The sequence below is a fragment of the Candidatus Macondimonas diazotrophica genome (genome assembly GCF_004684205.1).
Taxonomy (GTDB): domain Bacteria; phylum Pseudomonadota; class Gammaproteobacteria; order UBA5335; family UBA5335; genus Macondimonas; species Macondimonas diazotrophica.
This window is the reverse complement of record NZ_SRIO01000017.1, coordinates 1-22,976: the sequence shown is the minus strand read 5'-3', so window position 1 is coordinate 22,976 and position 22,976 is coordinate 1. Positions and strand designations below refer to the sequence as shown.

The following is a 22,976-nucleotide window of genomic DNA, read 5'->3' as shown; positions in this document are numbered from 1 at the left end:
AATCATTTTATTATCGGGGGCAATTAAATGACAGCCAGATGCTACATTATACTTCCTAAATACATAGACTTTAAAGACTTATTAGAGGTACCGGATGTTTCATATGAGGTTAAAACTCTCAAAGAGGCCATAGATTACAGAGCAAATCTGTTTCCCCCCGAAATTTATAATATCTGGGACATAGAAACAGCTCAGCTGGTGCTTGGTATTCATCCAGTGACCGGAAACGTTGTCGTTCCCCCTGAAAAAGGAGCCTTGCAATGAATGCAATTAAATCAAAAACAAAAGAAGCTGCTTTGGCAGAACTTTTAGAAGATGGAGCAAGTGTACAAAAGGTGTCAGAGAGATTTAACATCTCTAAAGCTACTTTATACAAATGGAGAACAGAGGCTATGCAAAGTCAAGAGCTAAAAAAAGAAGATTTGGCAGAGTTAAAACAGAAAGTTAAATTAGCTGCGCTAGATGCATTAAATAAATTTATTTCAGACTTGAATAAACTATAGCACCCGGCCACTTGACATGCTGCCCGCCCCGTGCGATCATGTCCTCGCTGCCGCCCATAGGGCAGATATAAACCCAACCAACGAAAGGAAATAGATATGTCAGACACTACCGTAATTTCAGTCAACTTTGGCTTCCGTAAAAATAAGGACAGTAATTGGAAGCGCCCTAATGTACAACTGGACGTACCTGCACCTTCAAAAGATGGCATCATTGCTGCACTAAATGGGGATGACCCGAATGTGCGAGATTTGGTGCTAGACGCAGTTCATGGCGTAGTAACTTCTCATCTGCGCTCCTTTGTTGATAATGATCTGGACTTCACGCAAGAAACTTGTGATGCTCTGGCAGAAGAAGGCAAACTCTCTCTGAAACACATTGCGAACATTCCGAAAGCTGATCGCAATACCATGTCTAAAGAGGAGCTGGAAGCCTTTGCTTCTGACTACATTGAAACCATGCCGGGAATCACTGGCAAAGACGTAGCCAGGGTCAAAGCAGCAGCTCAGCTTATTGTAGAGCGTTTCAAACGTGCTGCTGGGGATGAGTCTGTTTTGGCAATTCTGCAAGATCAGTTGGTTACCTTTGCTGAAAATGCGCCTGATGATGTAGTGACTCGAAATGAAAAAGCTCTTACTTGGGCACTCAATAAAGTAGAAAGCTTGATGCAAGTACAAGTATCAGCCGACGCGCTTTAAAATCCAGTGTGCAGAATCCCTCAGCCTAACCAGTTGGGGGATTCTGTGTTTTTAGCTTGGGTAGATTCCTGATGAACTTTGAGTCTCTCTGGGAAGTATTGAAAACCGGAAAACAGATTGAGATACAAATAGACAAATCTCAACACCGCCGTATCATGAGAAGATTCAGATACGAATCTCATAAAGACCGAGGTTTCAGGTTAGCTTGTGCTGAACTTAAGAAGTCTTATAGATTTATGTCTGTATCTTTGCGAGACACCCTTACAATACAATTGCAGTTTTCCCGCAATGATACAATGCCAAAAAAATTCCTGGAATCCTACAGGAGTAAACTATGAGCGTTGAACAAATTAAAGATAAAATTTTGAGCCTGCAACAAGCCCTGGAGAATAGATTGCCGGGCATGCAAACTGTGCTAAAAGATATATATGATCACATGAAAAAAGATCCCGAAGTTGTTACCATTTTAGAAGATTCTGAAATTGCTCTTGTTGTTGAGGGCCTGAAACGTCATGCCAATCTCGAAATCCCAGTATCTAAACAATCTTCTGCAAAAGCTAAAAGACAGCCGGTTACCGCAGCAGACTTGTAAATTTTATTCTGATTCTCCCGAAGATGATATATTCCTGTTTTGTTGCTTGTATCTAAAATGTCGAAAACTTTGCTATATTAATTACATGGAGACTGGAATAAAACTGTTTTCTGTCTGTGTGGATGCCAATAACCCCGCATACACTGAGTACCTTACCGGGACAGATTGGCCTGACATATGCATATGTACAAACTATTTTAACTCTACTGGTCGATGTCTGCGCTCTCACTGCTATAGATGTAAAGGATCAGTAATGGCACAATCTTTGCAGTATGAAATTCAACAGTTATCTCTGAAATTTAATGTGCATTATTCATGGCTTGAAATGGGTTTTGCTTCTGCTCTGAGACTACTTAACAGGAAATAGCTATGGACTTCTCAATTCTTGACGATTTACTTGATGGATCACCTACAGAGCAGGAAAATAAAATTCCTGTAATAGAAATTGTAGATGATGGCACACAATTAGATCCCCGCCTTTTGTTTCAATCCTATTCTTCTCTCCAACTGTTACACGCTTGTCCAAGAAAGTATCAACTACACCGCCTTAGAGCCCAGCAAAAAGAAGATCGCTCTACAAATGTGACTTTTGCTTTTGGTCATGCAGTGGGGGATGGCGTAGCTGAATTACTTCTAACCAAAGATTTAGATGCAGCAATTTGGAAAGCTGTTCAATCTTGGGATGTAGGCTTTGAAGATTGCAATGAGAAACAGCAAAAATCTTTACCTCATGTAATACTAGCTCTGGAGATTTTTGAGACTGCTATGCAAGAAAATACAGAGCTGAAAAATTTGCAGGTAATGCACTGGCATGATAAGCCGGCAATTGAATTGGGTTTTAAAATAAGGATTCCTGGGACTCTTGGGATCTATTCTTTCCGGGGGTTCATGGACCTAGTAATGCGAGATGAAGAAACCGGACGGGTGGTTGTTATCGAGAATAAAACATCTTCGGGTAATTGGGTAAATCATTTTTCATACAAAAACTCCGCCCAAGCTCTTGGATACTCTGTTATCCTAGACGTGCTAGAGCCCGAAGATAGTGCGTATGAAGTGCTTTACAATATCTATATGACAAAATTAAAACGCTGGGAAACCTTTCCTTTTGTTAAAAATAAAGTACAAAAAGCCCGCTGGATTGAAAGCATCTTTCATGACATAGCACAGATAGAATACTTTGTACAGACAGTGGGAAACTATGGGCATTGGCCTATGCGAGGGGAATCCTGTACAGCTTTTGGTCGTGTTTGTGAATTCATGGATATTTGTCACCTAGAAACAGCTAATCTAATTACAGCTCCTACAGAAGCTGATTTGGAGGATCCAGTAGAAGCTCAGTTTGAGTTCAATGTAGAGGACATACTGAAGTGAAAAGATACTATTGTGATATTTGCAAAAGAGAAATGCCAGAGACTGTGTACATAAAAGAAGGAAATCCGAATATAAGGTTTTCTGTGGGTCCGTGGAAAGTAGTGTGCAGGCATATAACTATAAGTAAACAGTCAGATACAAATGTAGAAAAGCCGAATGTATTCGATGTAGATATTTGTTCCGCTTGTATAGCAGCAGCTATAGCAAAGGAAGTGAGATACGTCTAATGAAAGATGCAACAATACAAGCATTGCATTCTATACAGAAGCTTCTGCTGGAAGCTACAGTAGCCTACTGCACTATAAGCAACCCGCTTGGCTCTACAGAGCATAACCAAGAAGTAGAGAAACTCTTAGCCAAATTTAAAGAAGATTTGCGTGCCGTTGAGCACAAATTTCTGCAAGGCAGACGAACTGAAAAAGCAACTGGGAGACCTGAATCATGGTAAGAGCAACAGAAGTTGAGCAAAGTGCGGCAAAAAAAGTGCTGCTATATGGACCACCGAAATCAGGTAAAACTGAGGCAGCAGCAAAACTAGCTGAAAAATACAATCTCATTTATGTTGATATAGAAAATGGCAGGGATACCATATTCAAATTACCCCCGGAGATGAAAGCCAATATTGATATTGTACGAATCCCAGACACCCGAGACTATCCAATTGCAGCAGAAACTCTGCTAAAAATAATCAGGGGCCATAAATGCTTGATCTGCTGGGAGCACGGTAAAATAAGTTGCCCCCATTGCATGGACATAAAAACAAAAGAGCCCAAAGCAGGGGCACTAATAACTGAAGTTTGTATGCAGGACATGGGGCCAAATGATATTATAGTATTTGATTCCCTGACCCAGTTTACAAACAGCCTGATTTCCAACATGACCAGAAATAGGCCAGATGATTACAAACTAGACTGGGACGATTGGGGGCATCTTGGCAAGTTATTTGATATATTTCTATCCCATGTACAAAATTGGGAAAGAAATATTGTTTGCATATCCCATGAAGTTGCAGTAGATATGCCGGATAAATCTGAGAAATTGGTACCGGTAGCTGGCACAAGGAACTTTTCTAGGAATGCAGCAAAGTATTTTGGGGAAGTAGTATATTGCGAAGTGGTAAATAAAAAGCATAAAATGGGAAGTAGCACCACTTACAAATCAAACATTATCACAGGTAGTAGGGCTGGAGTGCAGCTGGAAACCAAAGATATTCCAAACCTACTGGAGATATTTCAATGACTTCTGAACCCGACTATTATACTTGGGAAGAGCGGGAGCAATGGTACATTGATAAGTACCCTCCAGCCTACAGAGACAATGATCCAAAAGGGATTAAAAAAGCGGCTGCTTTCGAAGTATTAAAGAACGCTCTTATGATAGAGAAACTCATCAAAGGCAATGACGCAGGAGAAAATGTGCATGAGTGATTCTTTGGAAACGCTGGTAAAGAAGATTAATAACTGGGGAGTCCAACGAAACATCACCACCCTAGGTGGGGCTACCCCTGAATCCCAAATGTATAAATGCATGGAAGAAGTAATTGAGTGGTTTCAAGCTGAGCATACATTAGAATTTCTTATCAATCACAGAGGCGAACTGCAACATGAATGTTATGAAAGTTTTGAATATGAAGCTCACAGCGAAGGGATAGATGCATTTGGAGATATATTAGTCTGTCTTATACAAGCAATGAGACTTTCTGGTGTAAGTATGCAGGAATGTCTAGCTCATGCCTGGAATCAGATCAAAGATAGGAAAGGTACAATGGTTAATGGTAAGTTTGTGAAAGAGTTAGAATAGGAACCAGGGGATGATTAAAGAATTAATGCAGGTTCTGCTTATCTTACTCATAGTAACGTGCTCAATAACTAGCTTAATACTTTTTGCATTCTATAGTAGCGGTAGATACAAGTGTAACTCTTTTGGCAAGATGTCTGGGCACCAAGTAATGTGGGTATTTGCAGATGACTGCTATGTTAAAGTCAATGGACGCTACATTAAATATGATGAGTACCAAGCCAGAGCAGTTGCAAAAGATGGCTTGCGGAAACTAGCGCATGGACACGATTAAGTATAAAATCCCTGCCGCTGAAAAAGAAGGAGATGAAGTATGACCTGATACTTAATGTTAATTGTGAAATCCAACTTTTATTTTTGTTTTCTAAACTGAAGGTAACTTAAAATGAGCAATGTAAACTTTGATCTGCTTGACCAATCAGTAGAAGATTTGGTAGAACTTGAAGGTTTTGAGCCTTTTCCTCCAGGTACTTATCGACTCTCTATTGATTTTGCAGAGAAGGAAGTCAATGGTAAGCCTGCTGTGGAATTCTCCTTTGTAAATCGGGAGACAATCGAGCTGGCAAATCTCAGTGATACTGCTCCTGAGCCTGGAAAGACAGGAAGCATTCTTTACATGTTGTACAAAAGTGACGGAGAACCCAACGAAGTAGGACAAGGACAACTGCGAGAGTTGCTTGGGGTTCTTAGGGAATCTTTTGGCGGTGACAGCTCCCGAGATGTTATGCGAGCAGCTAAAGGAGCAGAAGCAATTTGCACCCTTAAAGTTCGGAAAGACAGAAAAGACAAAGACCGAGCTTACAACACGCTTGCCGCTATTGTAGTAGAATAATAGCACTTGGGGAGGGTCTATATGGCCCTCTCTTTTTTTCGGAAACTCGGTGCTACCGCCAGTTATTGCTACAGCAGAAACAGCGCCATTGTACAAATTTCTGGTACGGGAGTTTGCAAATGAATAGACCAGAGGGAATAGTAATAGTTATTACGGAGGATGACACTCCTTATGTGAGTAGATTATTTCCAGCCTTACAAGGTGTAGCTGTAAGAGTTCTTAAGAAGCCCATTACAACGTTATCCGAGTTGATATTACCCCTACAGAAAGCTGGCATTAAACATGTAATTAGTACCCGCCCAGATTTGCTTATGAAACTTGTACCTGCGGGGGTGCGCAGGGTAGCTAAAATAGACAACTATGCTGGCAGTATCATTGAACATGAGGGCATAGAATTTTTATTTATTCATCCTCTTAAGCAACTGGTAACTGTGCCTTATGGGGAATTCCTAGCCAGCAGGTATATTAGTAAATTTGTTGCTCCTGCCACTTGGCCTTCTAGCTCTAAGCTGATTTGGCAAACCATAAAAACTGAAGCAGATTATGAAGAAGCTCTTTCTTGGCTGCGCCATAGCGATCTTATAGGGGTAGATATTGAAACAGTTTCAAAGCCCAAATTAGCTATGACTATGGTAGGATATTGTGGCATTGATCTAGCTTCAAACACATCTAAAGCTTTTGTACTGCCAATTGATAGTATGGAAGCTGTATATAAAATGCGTAGATTAAATACGCTAGATCCCCCAAAGGTAATGCAGAATGGTAAGTATGATGCTGCTTGGTTTTTTAAATACGGAGCGCCGCTGCATGGATGGTACTTTGATACTGCTAATATGCTACATGCTTGGTATTCTGAATTGCCTAAAGACTTGGGAAGTGTATCTGCTTTTTTTGTCCGCAACAGCATGTACTGGAAAGATTTAGCAAGCGGGAATAAAGAAGATCAATATAAATACAATGCACTAGATACCTGGGCAACAGTAGATAGCGCAGTTGCTTGGTTACAAGAAGCTCCTGATTGGGCAGTGCAAAATTACTTACATAAATTCCCCATGAACTTCCCTTCCCATATGTGCGAGATGCGGGGTATAGCTAGGGACGAAGCTAAGCTCAGAGAAGTTGCTCAGATAGAACAAGAAGAACAAGACGCAATTTTAGCTAAGTTACAAAGAGCCGCAGGAACCCCTAAATTTAACCCCAGCTCCCCTAAACAAGTGCTTGCATTACTTCATATACTGGGGCACAAAGGGTTGAAAAGTAGTGCAGAAGCTGATCTCAAAGAGGCTATGCTTAAGCACCCTCTTACTGCCTATTTTGCTGAAGCTATATTAGAATACAGGGGCAGAAGAAAACTCAGCAGCACTTATTTAAAAACTGGGTCAGAGGCTTCAGAGTATAAGGGCAGGATACTATACAGTATAAATCCCCACGGCACAGATACTGGAAGAAATAGCAGCGCAGCTCATCATTTCTGGTGCGGCTTGCAAATTCAAAATATCCCTGCAGCCGGACCTGTTAAAAGTACCTTAGTTGCAGATCCCGGCTTTGAGCTATGGGAAGCTGATTACTCACAAGCTGAAGATAGAGGAGTAGCTTACAAATCAGGCGATCCAGAATTACTCCGCATATTTGAATCCGGCCAGGATAGCCATACAGTTAAAGCTTCCATGTTTTTTGGTATGCCAGTAGAAGAAGTTAATGCCCCAGTAAGAAAGCTTGGCAAGCGCATTAACCACGGGGCTAATTATAATATGGGGGCAGCTGTTCTGGCACAAACAATGGGCACTGTTGCTCTACTGGAAGCAAAGAAGTTATTGAATTTACCCGCAAGGATGTCAGTGTTAGATGTGGCTGCGTATCTACTTAATCTGTATGAACTGAAATTCAGAGTGGTAAAAACTGATTATTATAATTCAATTAAGAAAGAGGTAAGAGTATCCAAAAAACTTGTTGGCGATACTGGCTGGGTTCGGTACTGCTTTTCAGATCCTTACAAAAGTAAGCGTGCATTAAATATGTATATAGCCCATGTTACGCAGTCTCTGATTGCCATGTTGCTAGACAGAGCATTTCTGGCTGCATTTAAAGAGCTGGGCAATAATCCTGATTTTAAGTTGCTGGCACAGATTCATGATTCTATTTTTTTCCAAGTACGAAAGGGGCACGATCATTTAGCGCACAGAGTAAAAGAGCTTATGACAAATACAATTCCAGTTAGAGACTGCTTTGGCACTTTACGAAATATGACCATCCCAGTGGACTTAAAAAAGTTGGGTAATAGCTGGGGAGGGGATGATGTATGACATATTTAAAGATTACATACACATGACTGAAGGCACTGAAGTACCTGCAATATATAGAAGATGGGCAATAATAACTGCAATGGGAGCCTGGATTGGACGAGATGCTTATTTTAAATTTAGTGGAATGGAACTGTACCCAAATTTGTATGTGCTGCTAATGGGAGCATCTGGAGTAAAAAAGTCTAGTGCAATAAAACGAGCAAAGAAAGTTTTGATGCGAGCAGGCTATGATGCATTTGCAGCTGAGAAAACAACAAAAGAGAAATTTCTTATGGACTTAGCTGGTATGGAAGAAGCTGACTTATTGGATTCCCCTTTTGATAATGATATGGCAGAGTCTTTTATTACCGCAGATGAATTCAATGATTTCTTTGGCAACAACATATTTGATTTTCTTGCTACACTTGGAGTTCTTTGGGATTATTCTGGAGTGTATAAGAGTAGGATTAAAAATGGAGCACAAGTTGAAATACGTGATCCTGTAATATCGTTGCTGGCAGGGAACACCCAAACAACTCTTGCTAATACCTTTCCACCAGAGGCTTTGGGCCAGGGGTTTTTCAGCCGAATAATAGCTGTATTTTCTGAGCCTACTAAAAAGCGTATAACATTTCCTGCCGCCCCAAGTGAAGAACAGTTGGAAGATTTTATAACAAAACTAAAAGCAATTAAACTGAACTGCAATGGTGCATTAGATATAACTGAAGAAGCTGTAGCTTTAGTGGATAAAATTTACAAAACTTGGAGTCCTGTAGAAGATGAACGTTTTGCCCATTATAGCAGTCGTAGACTCATACACCTATTGAAACTAATAACTATTCATGCAGCAGCTAGATGCTCTAATATTATAGAACCAGAGGATGTTGTATATGCTAATACTGTACTCTCTTATGCAGAGCATTATATGCCAAAAGCTTTTGGTGAGTTTGGCAGAGGTAAAAATGCTGGGGTCGCTCATAAGGTGGTAGAAATACTTGAAGCAGCTGAGCGTCCTTTGGATTTTGCTGCAATATGGGAACTGGTTCACCATGATCTATCAGATTTAGATGAGCTGGCAAGAGTTACCCGCAATCTAGTTACAGCAGGTAAAATAAAATATTCCGCTGAAGGCTTTACAGCAAGTAGAAGAAAACTGAAATTTAAAAATGATGGAACGGTTGATTCTAAATATCTCACAGCTGAGGAATTAGGACATGAGTAACAAACTTCTTTGTATATATCATGCCAATTGCGCAGATGGCTTTGGTGCAGCTATGGCAGTTAGAGAGGCTTATGGAGAAAGCAATGTAGATTTCTACCCTGGAGTATATCAGAATCCTCCTCCTGATGTAACTGATAGAGATGTTATACTTGTAGATTTCAGTTATAAAAAAGATGTAATTTCGGAGATGCTGTGCAAAGCCAAAGAGATTTTAATTATAGATCATCATGAATCTGCTGTAAATGAATTTAAGAATTTCTCTCCTCCAAGCGGATCTACTTTTGACTGCGTATTTGATATGGCACATTCTGGAGCTGTACTTACTTGGAAAACTTTACTCCCGGATGAACCTGTTCCTAAGTTGCTAGAATACATTGAAGATAGAGATTTGTGGCGGTTTCAATTACCGGATTCTAAAGAAGTAAATGAAGCGATATTTTCATACCCCTATAATTTTAATGTCTGGGATCTGTATATGCACAATGATGATCTTATTTACAATTTAAAAGTAGAAGGAACCGCACTCTTAAGAAAGAAAAACAAAGACATTGAAGAGCTTCTAAAAGTAACTCAACGTAAATTTGTAATAGATAACTATGTAGTTCCTGCAGCTAATTTGCCTTATACTTTGGCCAGTGATGCTGGGCATATTATGGCAAAAGGCCATCCATTTGCGGCTTGTTATTGGGACACTCCAGAAGGTAGAGTGTTTAGTCTTAGGTCAGATTCAGAGGGTTTAAATGTTGCAGAAATTGCAGCTAAGTTCGGAGGGGGTGGACATAAGCACGCAGCTGGATTTAGAGTCCAGAGAGTTTACGCAGATTACTTCCAAGATGTAACAGAAGTATTCCCAAGTAAAAATGGAGGAATTTAAAGATGCCAACTGGCAAGGAAAAAAGCGACGGTTCAACCGCTTCTTATTATAAATTACCCGCCGGAGCAGTAGAGCTCCAGGATCTGATTTCTCACAGAAATATGAATGCGCAGATCGGAGAAATTTTCAGATCTTGTTACAGGTATGGCAGCTCTTCTCATAGTGATGAATTGCGGGATGCTAAAAAGATTCTATTTTATGCTAAAGCAGAAGTAGCCCGGTTGGAAAGTCAGGTTACCTCCCCGAAACCTCTTGGGTTTCTTGCTATAATTGAAAAAGAAAACTCAGTAATTGGCTGTACTTTCTGCAATAGTTTACTAGATGCGGCATATCAAATTTTTTATAGCCAAGGGGAGGAGGCTGCTTTTAGGTATATAGCCGATTACCAGGGCATATCTTGCAAGTCTATATGCAAACTTAAAGAAGAGGCAGAAGCTTGGCTAAGGAAGTAAGCTACATTTGTATTAGACAAAGAGAAACAGAGTATGAAATTATATTGTTGTATGCGGCTTGAGAATCTTTCCATAGCATATAAATCAAATTATTATTTTAGTTATTATGAAGCCGAAAACTTTTATCAGCCCAGCTGCTCTGCCGCACCTCAGCCTTTAGTATGTTACACCAGCAGGTGCCCTTTCTGCGATAGCGATCTTTCTAGTTAATCAGAAATAAAAAAGCCCCCAAGGAAGGGGGCATCTCCAATCACCGGAGACAACGCGCTTCATTCTAAATATGTAAGACCTTCTGTACCGCCAAGCAGAAATTGCATATTCCTAGCATAAGGAGAGTTCAAGCGTTCGGAAAGTTGTTTAGCTTGTGATACATTAGCATTCTTGTATTGATCCATAAAATAAGAATTATATCTTTTTGGACTCCCCCCTCTCGCCACATATTCCGCAGCAAAATCCCCCAGGGTTTCCGCATCTGGAACATTACCTGAACCTAGTGATACCTTCATGGCAATTCCTAAATCCATGCGTCGCCTTCTATCTTCACTGGCATAGGCATTTATGCGATAAAAGTTATTTAACATCTTAGCTTCATCTAAAGGTTTCGCACCTGCAATTCTAGTTAGGGTTGTTATTGACATCAAATCGTTTGCATATAGAAACTGCGCATTCTTTTGTGTAGAATGAGCGCGCAATTCATCATTAGTTAATCCACGCAAAGACACAGCTAAACCAGAAAGAGGCCTTGATAGTCCAAGGTGCTCAAGTCCTAATAAGAAAGAATCCCAAGCTGGAGCTCCTTCTGTCCAAGAACCAAAAGCTGTTTTGACAGAACTAACAGCCTTCGCTATAGAGGAAAAAATAGGCAGCTCTGTAGGATTGGTAGGATTGGGAACAACTGTCCAAGTTCTAGGGTTAACATCCCCGCGAGTAAATAAAGCTGTACTAGTAAAGTAACTTGGCATACCGTATAGAACCCAATCAGACGCTACCATATATGCATCTGTGTGGTTCTTATTCCCCGCAGCATTACCCACGAGACTGTCATTGATTAAATCAAATCCAGGCAAGGACGATGCACCAAAAATACTGCCTTGTAATCCTGCCATCATAGCCGCGTACTTTAAATTCCCTTCGCCAATATGCCTAAAAGCTTGCTGCATTAAGTTAAACTGGTAAGATTGAAATAGTCCCATGGCTTGTCCAATTGGGCCTTGGAACATAAGGGGGCGCTCAGCTGCCCTGATAACTCCATTCACCCTGTTAGTGAACAAATTAATGTAGGCCCAAGATTCTTTTTCGCTAAGTTTCCCATACTTAACGCCTAGGTCTGTTAGCTGTTTCATTACCAAAGCAGCCACAGCCCTGTTAGTTCTTTCGGCCCACTCGTTGCCGGTAGCTACTGCGGCTATGTTTCCCCAGTCTTTAAGAAGCTGCCTTAGCTGAATTGTTTTCTTTTGCAAATCTTTAGCAGTTTCATGCCCAGTGAGTGTTAAAGCATCCATGCCTTTATAATGCTGGTCTAGTGTATCTACTACAATACCCCGCTTTTTAAACTCCTGCAATATAGGCCCAGCTTGATCTGAGTGCAGAATTTTATAGGCATTCGCAATTAATTTATACGGGGAAAGTATTCTAGCTCCATCCGACCCAGGTACTACAACCTCTGCTAAACGAGATAGCTCTCCAGCAGCTTGCTCATTTCCGCTTTTAATTGCATTGATAAGTGATTTAATCTCTGGCATCATTATAACCGGGAGGCTTATCTTATTAATTGCAGTATTGATAGGATCCCAACGCAGCACTGTATTGGTTAAGAAAGTGTTAGCTGTTCTAATAAAAGTAGATAGCACTCCCCTATCTATACGAGTGTTAGCAAAAATTTGCTCTGCTGCCCCCCAATAAGCGGAACGAAACCCTATGCTCCCAAAAGCTGCATCACTCTCAGCAATGATGTTGTCAACTAATGTATAGTTTGACTCTAATGAATTGTACCAATCCGCTGCTTTATCCGTAAGTCTTACGTTGCTTCCTATCTCTGTTGTGTTTAGCAGATCAATTAACATGTTACTATCAGATTTCTTGAGGCCGAGAGCTTCTGTAGCTAGCTCTACAAATTCAGAACCTAAAGTGCTTCCTTTAGTAGTTCCAGGCATCTGTTCTAAAGCTTTTCTCAGTCTGGGATTGGTTAAGCCATAAGTAAGAAGCTCTGCTGATTTTTCCTTTATAAGGTATCTTGGTCCCCATTCAGCAGGGACAAGGTGTGCGTAGTCCTCTGTAGCTGCTAGGAATCTAGCTCTAAGCTCTTCCCAGCGGGTGCTAAATGAGATAGCTGCTGGATCACTAGCTAGTCGGCTTTCCCCAACAAAACGTTTAGCTTCAAGAAACGCGTGCAAAGCTTCATGCAGCACCGTTCTGTTGGTAATCCCAGCTGTCTTAGATCCAAAGGAAGCGCCTTTTACAACTACCCTTCCATGAATTCCCCCTTCAGGAAACCAAGTTCCAAAAGACCTTGCAGACTCAGGATCAAATCCACCTGGAATACTAACGCCTGATTCTGCTACATGGAAAGGCACATCTTTAAGAGTCTCTTGCATTTTAGTAGCTAGCACCCGCTCAAACTTATTGCCAGATTTAGTAGCAATAAAGCTCAAAGCTTGCCCCATATTAGTAAAGGCGGAAAACTCTTTATGAAATACAGGCAGCTGTCCAAGCGCATTTCTTGTGGCTTCAATTACTTTAGACTCTGTAAGCTTTCTATTTCTCCATACTGCATTTACTCCAGCATTCCATGCTTTGCTTATGTTCTCATCTAAAGCCCGTTGAGCACTAAGCCAAAATCCTGGAATATCTTCAAGACGTGTAATATTTAGCAAAGATTTAACCATTGCCATATATGGGTTGTTTCTTGAAGATTCTTGCAACTTGGATACATGATCAGTACTAGATTCTGCAATGTTGGCATACAGCCGACCTCTGCGCTCTAGTACTTCAATAGGCTTAGCAAATTTAACTTTTAGCACCTCTCGGAATAGAGCAGTTTCTTTCCTAATATGATGCTGCAAAAAGGTATCAGCAATTAGCTGCGGATCTGTCATAGGAAAAAAGTTGCTACGTACCCCTTTGGAAGTTAGTTCTGCATCCAAATAGTTGTCATGAAGTGTAGCATCGTACATCCAATCCCCTACTGCTTTATGAAACTCCTGGGACTGGGGGTCAGTAACAATTTTAATGCTAGGCTCCTTTGGTACTAGTCTAATCTGCTCTTGGAGTTCAGCAGCATTTCTGGCAAGCAGCATTCTTTTATGTCCTACTCCTGCCATGCTGGTATCAACAACAAAAGCAACATGCTTATAATCCCTAGGGTCTTGACGTACAGGATAAAAAGCATAGTCTGTATTATTGCCAGGACCGAAAACAGAGTTTATGTTTCTTTTGTGCCCATTCCGAATGAAATCTAGTTGCATGTGTTTCTTAACAACAGCAAGCAATTCTGGGCTGTCAATTTCAATAAATTCTGGGGTGCCTTTAGCTAGAGCTGGCTTTGGTCCGTAGTTACCAGACTGCTGCACCTCATCTTCCCACTTGGCCAATTTAACTGGGATGAGGCCAACTTCGTCAGATGACAAGGTAAACCTTTCCGTCATGCCTGCAAGCATTTCATTTAAGCCAGAAAATTTTACTGCTACTTCTCGATTACGCAGTAGTGATTGCACTTCGTTTTCTAAGCTTTGCTTCAGGTTAGCTAGGATTTCTTTTTCTGCATTAGCTACAATATTAGCATTTTGGGAAATAGCAGCTTCTAAAGAACCAAAGCTGCCCCCTGCATTTCTAACAAAGCCTTGACCTACACCACCTCTCCAAGCTTTAGCAAGTAAGCTATCAGTGATAGGTACAAACCTAGCATTCCACTCTTTTAAATATTTAGCAGCTGCCCTTTCTGTTGCCTCTGCATATACTTTCTGCCTATATTGGATTCCCTGCATACCCCGCAGAATATTCCCAGACTCTTCTTCAATTACATCTTCAGCATAAGTAACCTTAGCATATTTTGGCAGTGTATACAAATCAGCAGGTGTAATTTCCTTGCCGAGTTTATCGGACAATGTTGCAGCATGGTAATCTTGTGCGGAATAGAAAGTCTCCACATTATCTGGAACTCTAGCTGCTCCACTTAAAACGTCTGCGCGTAAATCTGTAATATGCTCAATTACATCTGAAGCGTGCCCAGCTCTCCCTAGTTTATATGCTAGCTCCAACTGCGTGTTATTATACAGCTGCTTTAAATCCGCTTTGTTTGCTACAATGTGAGGTTCCCAGACACCGTTAATTTCTTTGTATACTACAAAGCTCCGGTCTTGCACATCCGACTGCAACAACGCTCGCATAAGAGGTAAATCTGTAGCATACACAGGCATTTCTGCTGTGCCAAATTTCTCTAGTTTAGCGGCAGTGATATGCTTAGAAGCTGCCCACCTAGCTTCCATGCGCTTTAATGCAGCTCCTGTAATGTTTTTACCTGTTTCTGCAAAATTCTCTATGGAACCTTTAAACTTTGTTAGTTCTTTAGCTATAATTTTAGTTACATCTTTTTTATTTAGAGTGTCAGCGAGGCGCAAGTTTCTTGGGGCATCTGTCAGAGTTTCTCCGATGAGCCCAGAGTGCAGTTTTATATATCTAGTGGGGTCACTGCCAAGGTACAATTCTGTTTCTTCTTTGGAAAGCCGCATAGTGCGCATGGCTTTTTTAACCATTCTTTCATAGGAGCTGCTTTCCCCTAAACGCATGAATTCGCGCATTCGTGTAAATGCAGAAGCTACAGATTCTTGTGGAGCATGTATATACAGATCAGCTACCAAGTTGCCAAATTCTAAATCTTTCTTAGCATTAGGCGAATTTTCCAACGCTCTAATGTTTGTGCGCATTTCATTTTTAAGTTTTTCAATATTTAAATCCCGCTGCCTATTAAGAAAAATCACCTCCTCATTAACAGCATCTGGGGAAATACTGTAACCTGATTCACCTTGAGCTTTTTTAGCTGTAAGCACATCATCATAGGTAACTGGCTTAGCTACTTGAGTAATATCATCACTTGCTCGCAGAATGTCATCAGCTAAATCTGTAGGCAAGAATCCATCATTGTCATCTAAGATGTCTCCAAGTTTTCTGCCAGATTTCAAATCCTCCATACTGCTAAGCAGTGTAGTAGCTTTAGTAGCCATACTCCATTCACGCGCTTGAGCATTACGCATCAAATTTTTGGTGCCAAAGTAACTGGCTCCAAGCCCGCCTACAGCCCCAAAAGGAATGCCAAGACCTACGCCAACTGCGTAGTTAATTGCAAAATCCCCAAGATCCCAATTGTCAAATATAGGAGATTTAAAACTTGTGGCTAGTATAGCAGCTTCAGCAACAGCCGCTTCCAATGCTCCTTGGTGTGCCCCGGAAGCTACTGTTTTAAGTGTGTTGCCATTGAGCAACTTCCATGTGGCATTTCTAGAAGCCAATTGTGCCCCATGTATTTTTACTTGTAATTCTGTGTTTGGTACTAGCAGCCGGGTGGCTAAAGAGGTATTGGTCCCAATTTCTCCAGAAGCAGCCCCTCTCATTGCCATTTGACCCGCACGCAAGCCTTTAATTGCTAGGGTAGAAGGCACAATTGCCCCAGCTGCAAAGCCCCAGAAGTCAACACTTGTTTTATGTTGTGCGTAATAATCAGCCAGATTGGAGTCTAGACTAGCCATCACCTCCATTGTATCAATAGGCTGGAATTCTTTATCAGCAGGCAGCGTCAGATTTAGCAAGCCAGTGATACTATTTGCTATCCCAACCCCGCCAGATATTACAGCTGCCGGAATGCCTTTGGCAGGTTCGTATAAAATATCAGGACCAAATTTATCTTCCCCAGACTCTTGTATAAATTCTGCGGTGGAAGAATCATCATAAGGTGTGGAGGTAGAAAAGTCGAATACGCTAGTACCTGACGCTGCTATGTTATGGGCATCAGCTGATTTTACAAAATCTGGCGCGCTTTCAAATTTCATTTGTTGAGTTCCTCACTCAGCTTTTCTGCCACTTCTTTTTTATTTTTTGTGGCTTTAAGTATCTGGAAATAAGTGCTCCAATCTGAGGGACTTGTTGTATCAAGGTTAATTGTATCTTTTACTCGCCCCCGCTGATGGAAAGTAGCAGCTTCTTTAGTTGGGTTGTACACACCAAATGAGCCTACAGGAGCAGTAAGAGCTTTCCAGATACTAAAAGTCTCTCCAGTCTCAATTACTATTTTGCTAAAATCCCCCGCTGGTAACTTGGCTCCAATCATACGAGCCCCAGAAGCAGAAGCGTAGTTAGCGTAAGCAATCTTACTCAACTTAGCCATGTCACTAGAAGCTTGCTCACTAGAAACTTCTCCGGAAGCAACTGCCTCTGCTACAATTGGAGCCAGTCTTGGAATAGTAATTGGGGTATCAGCAGAAGCTGCAAGAGGTGCAATTACTTTTTGATATGTAGGAGAAGTGGCAATACTTCTAAAATCTGGTAATTTCTCTAGCTCAGAAAAAGTCAAAGATTTATGGGGAATTCCTTTGTACTTTTTCTCAAGCCGCTCATTGAATATCTTATTGTATGCCTCCGCTACCAGCTCTGGGTTATCAATTGTATCCGCGTTAAGCCCATAAGTATTTGCTGTAGCAGTTACACCAGCAAGTCCCGAAATAGCAGAAGCTTGACTAATAACCCTATTAAGCTCTTCGTCAGCTTCTGCAAAAGTATCAACAATAGCAGGGTCCATGGATTGAGGAAAGTTGCCTCCTGTTGATTGAATAATTTCTCTGGTAATCATAGGAGATTCGCCAATAGTGGCAGAATTGCTCAACATAGATTTAGTACCCACCAACTCAAGCAAAGCAAGTCGCTGTCCAATTGGGGTGGCTTTACCATAATTATCCAGAATTAATTCTTTAGGAAGTTCGCCAAACCCAAGAATCCTAGCTCCTACATTAGCAGTTGCAGCCAAATAGTCTCCTGCTTTATCCTGTGCTTCAGCCCTAGCAAAATTTCTGCGCATAATATCTAGCTGCATTCCTTGCATACGCATTGACTCAGAATGGCGTTGCTGGTCTTGCAACATATTATATATACCAACCCTGCGATTAAATTCATCAGTGCCTAGTTGGGTAAGTATTCTATAGCCTTCAATATCATATCCAGCAGCATCTATTTCAGCTTTCAGAGCGTTGGACTCTGCATTAAGTGCTGCTGCTTTTGCCCCCAACGCTATGTCATTAGCATCCGCCGTTTCTGCTAGAGCCAATTGGGTTTTAAAGTCAGAATCGCTAAGTGCATACAAACGAGACATCATTGTAGATGCATTATTCATACGAGCTAATGATTGCTCAGCAACTGCTTCAACTTCTTGGCGATTCATTAATGAATTAAACCACCCAAGTGGGTTGCTGAGTAGATTATCATTAGCGTCAATTTGCTCCAACTGCTTAGATGCTGAAATATACTTAAGCATATCTTCCCGCATCTGGGAGCCAACTTGTGTGATAATTTCATTGGAAGCTGTAGCATCTAAACCCATAGCAGCGGCATTATTCTTAGCCAGCTTCTTAGCTTCCAACTGGGCTAGAGACCTTTTCTGTTCTAGATCATTTACAATCTTGCCCGCTTCTCTTGTGTTGTCTGCTACCTGCCTAGCAGCAGATGACCGCTCTTGGGTTGCCGCTGCTGCCTGTTCTGCCAAACCGCGGCTATTTTGGCTTAATTTATTTGCAGTTTCAATGATCTCTGACAAAGTTACAGTAGCCATTAGAATAGGTCTCCAAAGAAGTCTCCAATGCTATCTATAATGTCTTTGCCGATGTCGCCAATTTTGCCAAAGACATCTTCGCCAAAAGACCCAATGCCTGTACCAAGCAGAGCAGAACCAAGGCCAGGAAAGCCTCCAGTAAGAAACCCAAGTGCGCTAGTAAGCAGCAAGTTTTCAGGCTCTAAAGCATCTTCACCTTGCAAAATACCTGAAAGCAAGCCACCTCCAAGTTGGGCAGCATTTCCGCCTAAGAAAGATTGAATAGACCCAGCGGCACCTGAAGCTCCGGCAGCCCCTCCAGTAGTTAAATTTGCTACAGGGGGCACAGTTCCAGTAGTTACAGCAGAAGTTGCCGCTGCTCCTTTGCCAGCTCCTTTGCCTAAAAGCGGCCCCAAAGTATTAGAGACTCCATTTTTAAGCACGCTGTTAAGTAACATAGATCCGCCAATTGTGCTAACAAGCGGCATCAAACCTGCACCTTTAACATCCGTTGTAGTTGTGGTAGGAGCTCCGGCAAGTTGTGCTCTGGTAGCTGCTCTTGAAAGCAGGTCATTTACAAGAAGTTCTTGTGTAGTAGAGTTGTACAGGCCGGACCTTCGTGTTGAAGATCCAATACGTCCTAGCCCACTTTCTCCAGAAAGAATATCATTTACAAGTCGAGTAACACCTTCTGGGGTTATCTTAGTTTGCTGAGTCTGTTCCGTTTCTGACCCCGTAACAGCTTGGATAGCTGCCGCCAAATTAGTAATATCGTTGATACCTGCCATAATTCAATTCTCATTAAAGAGTTTATGTTTGACCAAATTTTGAGCTAGTAACAATTGGTCTGTTCCAACTGCATGGCCTATGGGGTGGAACTTATAACCATTAATTCCATCGGAGCTTCCCGGCAAACCATCTGCCATATTCTTTAGAAAGAACTGCCCTGATTTTTCTTTAGCATATAATACGTCGCCTACAGACACCCCTGTAACTTCTACTATAGCAGGAGGCCAGCCCATAAGAGCCTGTGAATTTTCTTCATCAATTTCTAGCACCCAACCATAGGCAACTGTCATAGGTCTGCCATCATGGGGACTAAGCAAAAAAGCATAAGCTCCTTTATGGAAACCATCCCCTTTAAGTGTTGCAGGCTTATTAACTTCCAGCTCCTGTCCTGGGGCAATGGTACCCCAAAAAGATGACATTCTAAAAGAGAAACTTAAGTTGTTGAAGCTGGCATCTTTAGGGGGCGTTATAAGATCCACTACTTGATCAAAAGCTGCATTTAAAGTATGCACAGCATTATGCAGATTTTGAACAGCTGGAAATACTTGGGGATCTGATACGGGAGCCCTGACAGGCAATCCAATGTTAATTCTAGATTCGTAATTAGACATTTTAATATTTACCGTGCAAATTAAAATGTATAACAAGGGATATAATATCGAAACCGCCAATAAAAAGAAGCGATAGGTTTTTACCAGCAGAAGTAAAATACCAAGATTTTCTTCTAGCTGTAGTAATATCCGGGGATTCTGGGTAGCCACTTATAGGCCCAAGCAAATCTTCGCCTGTATAACTAGTGTAAAGCATGGCGTCTAAAGACCCAAACCTGCTGCCATTCTCCATTTCTACTTGTTGCATTTGTAACCAGCGGGTTCTGGCGTACTGGAATTTCCCGAATAAAATAACACCGGAATTGTTAGTTGTTTCTATATTAAAATCTAAAACTTTTACTGTACCGTCTGTTTGCAGAAACGCTATTTTAGATTTTGAATCTTGCAGTACTCCACCTTGAATCTCTTTATAAGGAAATGCAGACACATGAGGGCACTTAAGTTTACCCATGCGCTGATACTTACTATCTATAACAATGGCATGGGTGAAATTAGTTAAGCTGCCAGAGGAATAAGAAATTATTACATACCTGTTAGCTATAACTTCCACTGCGCGCCCCATGTCTTGTTCTAGAGTCTGCGCTGTAAAGGTTAAAGTAGCTTCGTCAAAATCCTCAAAAATTTTATTAGATACAAAATCTGCTACTTGCGTCAGTACATTATCTACACTAATTTGATTAATAGCTTGAATTCCAGAGGTTGTGTATGCATAAGTTTTACCTTCTACATCTTCCCTGGATACTTGTACTTGGGAAGCTACCCCACCAGAAGAGGACAACTCTCTAAACTCAAAAGGGAACTTAGAGTTAGCTGTATACAGAGCTATAACTGCATTAATATCAGAGAAAACTATAAAACCGAGATCGCAGGGTCTACAGTATATAATTTCCCCCCTGATTTCTTGGATAGCTCCGCCCCCAGCATCTGTAACATCTGAAGGTACAAAATCTTCAACATCAATTACACTGGACCAAGATACTCCACTATTAGACCAAGCTAGCATGTAGCCGCTGGATGAGAATATGCCCCGTATATTTCCAATACTTAAACCTGCCAAAGTGCGCAAGTAAAGAGTCCCAAGGGTAGTATCTAATACATAAGCTCCAGGGGCACCTTGAAAATAAATATAAGTTACACCATTTAAGTTTGCAGTAGTTAGTTGGGGCTTTCCTCCTACTGTAAGTGGAGTGCCAAGTCCATCAATTAGAGGGGTATCCCAGGCACCTAGCTCTGTTCTATAATACAAACTAGTTGTTCCTAACCCACTGTCGTAAACAGCCGCAATATAGGTACGCCTAGTTGTACTGCTGGGATAGTTATCCTGTAAAGTAGCCCCCTGACAAACTTCTATATCGTAAAAACCAGTTGTAGCTGAAGCCTCCCATTGATCCGTGTAGCCTACAGATTGCCACCCATAAGTAGAAGGTAGTACATTGTGGGCATAATAGACACCAGGATAACCTAAAGCAGAGGGGGAATCTCTAGCTTCTGATGAAGCTCCTTTAATAAATGTCAAATCTCCTCTGCCATCAATAACTGTCGGCCCTTGCTGGTTGCTAAGCAAAGGAAAATACATTTCTCTAGTTGTAAGTCTTACAGGTATTTGTGCCATATTAGCTATCCAACCCTGGAATCTCAATTGAAGGGTCTTGCTCTGGTGGCGTTACATCCGTACCTGGGTCAGCTGCATTGGCAAGATAGTAGTCCAAAGCCGTACCAGAGTCCCAAGGTTTCCTAAATTCCCATTGAAACCGGAGTCCTGTATTTCTTCCAGTTTTGTGTAAATAATAACCTTCTGGAATATCCTCTTGTATTAAATACTCCACTTCATATCTGTCTCGCCCAACTCTAACATACAAATTTCTGTCTCTTAAGTAAGACAAAATTACATCATTAGTGGTTCCAAAATACGGGCGCTTTTCATCCATAGAAGCTCTTGGGTTAGCAGTCCCCGCTACCAAGGTGGTAACAACTTGCTGCTCTATGGAGGTGTCATACCACTGGAATTTGCATTGGTTTAATTCTACAAAGGCTATTACAGGGCGCATATTTTGGTCGAAAGCTAATGAAACCTCTGTAAGGTACCCATACTCTGAAGTGTACCAAACGGTTTCAGCTACTCCAGGAGCCCCAATTAGTATGTACTTTCCACCTTGTGATATTCTAGCTGTCCATATTTTTACATTATATCCTTGTGAAGGATCTTGAATAGCTACACCCCCATATTCGTAATCTTCATCCAACTTGGACTCTATCGGGACTTCAAAGCTAGAAGCCACCGTAGGATTAGATGGGATTTTAGAGTTAGGAAGCGACATATCTGCCCCAGCCTACACCCAAACTGAATGTATACTGATAGGTGTTGTCTTTTGGAATATCAGGAAAAAATTGGCATTGGTATCTTTGAAAGCTCCAAGCACCTCCAGAATTTCTCATTTGGCGCCACATAATACTTCTAATATACCCAGAGCTATTGCCAGAACCGTAAGGGAGTCTGACGGCTCCTGTAGTCCTTAACGAGCCTCCTACATAAGAGTGGGCAGTAAAATCAGAATTGGAGCTATCATATACTTCAGGCGAATAGGGGGCACCATCTGTTATGGTCCTGATATCGCCTGCATAAAAATAAGCTTTTAAATACTGGCCGCTTTGGCCATTAAATAATACGGATTTCCCATTGTCCTGCAGGGCTTCAGCCCAATTAAAAGAGCTGCTAACACTTGCAGCCCTTAAAGTGTAATTATATGTATCCGCTAGAATAGAAACTTCCCCATTCACATCTGCTAAAGGAGGATACAAACGCAATCTATATGTAACTACTAGATACTCATCTGCCAAAGTAGTAATAGATGTGGGGTTACCTGCACCATCTACAATAAGTGCCCTGCTATACAATACTTGGGTACCGTCTGTATGGGCTTTATTTGATACGCCTACTTCTGTCCAAGTCCCCGCTTGCACTGGAAATGTATAATCTACAGAAACTTGGGAATAATAAGAAGGAGCCCCAGCATTACTATCACTACCATTGCTTCTTGCGTTAGTGCTCATAACAGGAGAAGCTAAAGCAGAGTCTGTTTCTGATGGAGTTGTAGTTCCAGTTCCAACGTGGCAATAGGATTTCCAGCCTGTAACAGTCATCTGCTCTAAGCCAACGTCGGTTATA

21 protein-coding genes are annotated in these 22,976 nt (G+C 41.4%); 14 read left to right on the top strand and 7 right to left on the bottom strand.

The features are described 5' to 3' along the window. The first annotated feature begins 27 nt into the window (after positions 1-27). The 14 genes from E4680_RS11450 (at position 28) to E4680_RS11385 (ending at position 10,621) form a co-directional block, all read left to right on the top strand. A complete protein-coding gene (locus tag E4680_RS11450) occupies positions 28-264 on the top strand; it encodes a hypothetical protein (RefSeq protein ID WP_135282555.1) in 237 nt (78 codons plus the stop codon). Then, on the top strand, positions 261-503 hold the full coding sequence (locus tag E4680_RS11445; protein ID WP_135282554.1) for a transposase: 243 nt from the start codon (positions 261-263) through the stop codon (positions 501-503). The genes E4680_RS11450 and E4680_RS11445 overlap by 4 nt, the downstream gene beginning before the upstream one ends. A gap of 96 nt (positions 504-599) precedes the next feature. Next, positions 600-1,199 carry a hypothetical protein gene (locus E4680_RS11440; protein ID WP_135282553.1) on the top strand — a complete coding sequence of 200 codons (600 nt, stop codon included), beginning with the start codon at positions 600-602 and terminating at the stop codon, positions 1,197-1,199. Positions 1,200-1,533: 334 nt separating this feature from the next. Continuing rightward, entirely contained in the window at positions 1,534-1,791 is a 258-nt protein-coding gene (locus E4680_RS11435; protein WP_135282552.1) for a hypothetical protein, read from the top strand. Between the two features lie 369 nt (positions 1,792-2,160). After that, entirely contained in the window at positions 2,161-3,162 is a 1,002-nt protein-coding gene (locus tag E4680_RS11430) for a PD-(D/E)XK nuclease family protein (RefSeq protein WP_135282551.1), read from the top strand. 226 nt (positions 3,163-3,388) lie between these two features. Further along, the gene (locus E4680_RS11425; RefSeq protein ID WP_135282550.1) at positions 3,389-3,610 is read left to right on the top strand and encodes a hypothetical protein; all 222 of its coding nucleotides are present in this window, start codon (positions 3,389-3,391) and stop codon (positions 3,608-3,610) included. Then, entirely contained in the window at positions 3,604-4,401 is a 798-nt protein-coding gene (locus tag E4680_RS11420; protein WP_135282549.1) for an AAA family ATPase, read from the top strand. The genes E4680_RS11425 and E4680_RS11420 overlap by 7 nt, the downstream gene beginning before the upstream one ends. Next, the gene (locus E4680_RS11415; protein WP_135282548.1) at positions 4,398-4,589 is read left to right on the top strand and encodes a hypothetical protein; all 192 of its coding nucleotides are present in this window, start codon (positions 4,398-4,400) and stop codon (positions 4,587-4,589) included. Before E4680_RS11420 ends, E4680_RS11415 begins: the two co-directional genes overlap by 4 nt. Continuing rightward, positions 4,582-4,962, top strand: a complete 381-nt coding sequence (locus E4680_RS11410) for a nucleoside triphosphate pyrophosphohydrolase family protein (RefSeq protein WP_135282547.1) — start codon at positions 4,582-4,584, stop codon at positions 4,960-4,962. Before E4680_RS11415 ends, E4680_RS11410 begins: the two co-directional genes overlap by 8 nt. Before the next feature lie 382 nt (positions 4,963-5,344). Further along, on the top strand, positions 5,345-5,791 hold the full coding sequence (locus E4680_RS11405; RefSeq protein ID WP_135282546.1) for a hypothetical protein: 447 nt from the start codon (positions 5,345-5,347) through the stop codon (positions 5,789-5,791). A gap of 119 nt (positions 5,792-5,910) precedes the next feature. Beyond that, complete coding sequence (locus E4680_RS11400; RefSeq protein ID WP_135282545.1) at positions 5,911-8,094, top strand: DNA polymerase; 2,184 nt, start codon at positions 5,911-5,913, stop codon at positions 8,092-8,094. Positions 8,095-8,116: 22 nt separating this feature from the next. Then, on the top strand, positions 8,117-9,295 hold the full coding sequence (locus tag E4680_RS11395) for a YfjI family protein (protein WP_167792488.1): 1,179 nt from the start codon (positions 8,117-8,119) through the stop codon (positions 9,293-9,295). Then, a complete protein-coding gene (locus tag E4680_RS11390; RefSeq protein WP_135282543.1) occupies positions 9,288-10,169 on the top strand; it encodes a DHH family phosphoesterase in 882 nt (293 codons plus the stop codon). The genes E4680_RS11395 and E4680_RS11390 overlap by 8 nt, the downstream gene beginning before the upstream one ends. A gap of 2 nt (positions 10,170-10,171) precedes the next feature. Then, positions 10,172-10,621: a hypothetical protein gene (locus E4680_RS11385; protein WP_135282542.1), complete on the top strand. Its 450-nt coding sequence runs from the start codon at positions 10,172-10,174 to the stop codon at positions 10,619-10,621. 269 nt (positions 10,622-10,890) lie between these two features. Here E4680_RS11385 and E4680_RS11380 read toward each other — a convergent pair whose 3' ends face one another. From E4680_RS11380 to E4680_RS14090, 7 genes are all read right to left on the bottom strand, one after another. Then, positions 10,891-16,662: a hypothetical protein gene (locus E4680_RS11380; RefSeq protein WP_135282541.1), complete on the bottom strand. Its 5,772-nt coding sequence runs from the start codon at positions 16,660-16,662 to the stop codon at positions 10,891-10,893. Next, positions 16,659-18,431: a hypothetical protein gene (locus tag E4680_RS11375; RefSeq protein ID WP_135282540.1), complete on the bottom strand. Its 1,773-nt coding sequence runs from the start codon at positions 18,429-18,431 to the stop codon at positions 16,659-16,661. Before E4680_RS11375 ends, E4680_RS11380 begins: the two co-directional genes overlap by 4 nt. After that, positions 18,431-19,198, bottom strand: a complete 768-nt coding sequence (locus E4680_RS11370; RefSeq protein ID WP_135282539.1) for a hypothetical protein — start codon at positions 19,196-19,198, stop codon at positions 18,431-18,433. Before E4680_RS11370 ends, E4680_RS11375 begins: the two co-directional genes overlap by 1 nt. A gap of 3 nt (positions 19,199-19,201) precedes the next feature. Then, positions 19,202-19,810 (bottom strand): hypothetical protein, encoded by a 609-nt coding sequence (locus E4680_RS11365; RefSeq protein WP_135282538.1) that lies wholly within the window; start codon positions 19,808-19,810, stop codon positions 19,202-19,204. A gap of 1 nt (position 19,811) precedes the next feature. After that, positions 19,812-21,422 (bottom strand): hypothetical protein, encoded by a 1,611-nt coding sequence (locus E4680_RS11360; protein WP_135282537.1) that lies wholly within the window; start codon positions 21,420-21,422, stop codon positions 19,812-19,814. Between the two features lies 1 nt (position 21,423). Next, positions 21,424-22,053, bottom strand: coding sequence for a hypothetical protein (locus tag E4680_RS11355; protein ID WP_135282536.1), 630 nt, complete (start codon positions 22,051-22,053; stop codon positions 21,424-21,426). A 61-nt stretch (positions 22,054-22,114) separates the two neighbouring features. Then, on the bottom strand, positions 22,115-22,976 hold an 862-nt coding region (locus E4680_RS14090; RefSeq protein WP_205688917.1), incomplete at its 5' end, for a hypothetical protein.